Consider the following 2,288-nt stretch of genomic DNA (forward strand, 5'->3'; position numbering starts at 1 on the left):
GAAGAGGTCTTTGCGAAATCGTTTTTCCTCAACCAACGTTTCCAAATCCTGATTGGTCGCGGCAACGATACGCACATCCACATGAATCGTCCGATTTCCTCCAACGCGCTCGAATTCCCGCTCCTGTAACACCCGAAGCAGCTTCACCTGCACCGGCAGGCTCATTTCGCCGATCTCATCGAGAACGATGGTCCCTCCGTTTGCCAGTTCACAACGGCCCATCCGCGCATGAGTCGCTCCCGTGAAGGCTCCTTTCTCATGCCCGAAGAGTTCCGACTCCAGCAAATTTTCCGGGATGGCGCCGCAATTCACCGGGACCAGCGGACGATCCTTTCGGAGACTGTTGAAATGGAGCATGCGAGCCACCAACTCCTTGCCGGTGCCGCTCTCTCCTTGAATCATGACCGTGCTGTCGCTGTCGGCGACTTTTCGGACGAACTCCATCACTTGTTGGATCGGCTCGCTGGCCCCTACCAGCTGTTCCAACCGATACTGATCGCGTACCGCCTTCCGCAAGAGGTGGTTCTCTTGCCGAAGCCGAAGGAACTCCGCCGCCTTCCGAACCACGACGGCCACGGCTTCCAGGTCAAACGGCTTGGTAATGAAGTCGAACGCGCCGGACTTCATGGCGCGCACCGCCGTTTCAATGGTGCCGAATCCGGTCATCATGATCGGAATGATCTTCGCGTCGAATTTTGAGAGGCGATCGATAATCTCCAGTCCATCGATATCGGGCAACTGGAAATCCGTGATCACGATATGGACCACCGAGTCCTTCACCGCCTGGATCGCCGCCGCGCCGTCTTCGGCAGTAGAGACGCTATACTCCCTCTGCATCAGGACTTCCTGCAGCACATCCCGCACGGCAGGGTCGTCATCGACAACCAGGACGCGGAGTTGACTCATACTTAATATCCTTTGGAATACGAAAGGACGAAACGAAGCCTAGAATAATGGCCTGTGGCAGGCAATGCAAGCCGTATCAATAAACCGGCAACCGAACTATCGACCTAGCCGGAACGGGAGGACCTCTCTTGACAGATCCTTCGGGCTACCGATTCGTACTATGCGGGACGCAAGGTTGGACGCGCAGATTTTTTCCAGTTCTTCAATCCACCTCTCCACTGCTTTCTCATCAACCTCAGCGGCAAACTCATGCGCGATGGGTCTTCAATATTGTCGTTGCTGAAATGGATCCGATTCACGGATGAGTTCAGGCGGAGTCGTTGTCCCATAGTTCTCATCCACACTGTGTTCCCACACGCCGTCATGTTTCGGATTCATTCCCCACCCGCGCGCGTAGATCAACTTCAACAGTGGCTGTCCCTCAGGACCAACGCCGATCACTTGGCCGACGATCGTCATATCAGCCCAATGACGGTAGGAGCTGGGCAACGTGTGGTGTTTCTTCACGACAAGCCAATACCACCCAGCTTCGTGATCGCTGGGACTCGGCGGAAGCTGTGGACGGTACTTCTCATCGAGAGGGCGATTCTTGACGTGCAACCAGAGGTCTCCCTCCCGCAATTCCTCCGCCACGATGACGGCCCCCAAGACGACAAGCCGATCTTGATAGAACTCCGGCGTGGCAGCCAACCATGAAAACTTAAGAGTCGAGTCTGCTTCCTGCAGATATTTTCGCGGCACGGCGCTGCACCCGACAGCCACGCACAGGGCCGACATAAGGATGGCCCGAGCCAATCTGTTAATGTGCATCCGTATGCTGCGGGAGTTAGGGCCCTGAACGATCATGATGTTCGTACTCATGATGGAGTTTTAGAGTGTCAACGATCTTCTGTGCTCAGTCGCGAGATGTTGCTTCACGGATTTTCTCCGAACCGCAGCGGCGATCTTCACTCTCTGGGAGATCTCGACACGCCCACGATCGGCGGGTTCTTCAGAGTTTTTTCGTTTCGCCATGCGGCGGAAGGTATCACAAGTATTCGAAATGGTAAACGACAGTTGACATGCCGGTACAAGACCGATTTTCGGGTCGCATCACACAGACTCGTAAGTCTATTTGAGGTGCTGGCGAAGCTCAATCGGAAGAGCAGCGGTTTTGTAAGCCGTTCAGACACTCCCACCCAAGTACTTGTCAGAATAGTGGAACCACGCGTCAGGAGAGGCGTTGTGCTGTTTTATGACTCAGTTATGGTCAATATACTTGGATGGGGAAACGTATGTGATCATGGTGGACGTCTCTTCTCCACAGATCAACCCCCGATCCAAAGGTGGCCGTGTCGCGGGGCTGGCGGTTCCTCGCCTCCACCATGATGGTATACCTCACT

General features: G+C 54.9%; 2 protein-coding genes. Both read right to left on the bottom strand.

What is annotated here, in order from left to right; translation table 11 throughout:
• Positions 1–906, bottom strand: a 906-nt coding sequence (locus ACOSYY_RS11370; RefSeq protein ID WP_421662489.1) for a sigma-54-dependent transcriptional regulator, incomplete at its 3' end; no start/stop codon positions are given.
• A 264-nt stretch (positions 907–1,170) separates the two neighbouring features.
• Complete coding sequence (locus tag ACOSYY_RS11375) at positions 1,171–1,767, bottom strand: Slp family lipoprotein (RefSeq protein ID WP_421662490.1); 597 nt, start codon at positions 1,765–1,767, stop codon at positions 1,171–1,173.
• Between the last annotated feature and the right edge of the window lie 521 nt (positions 1,768–2,288).

This window comes from Nitrospira sp. BLG_2, from assembly GCF_049222245.1.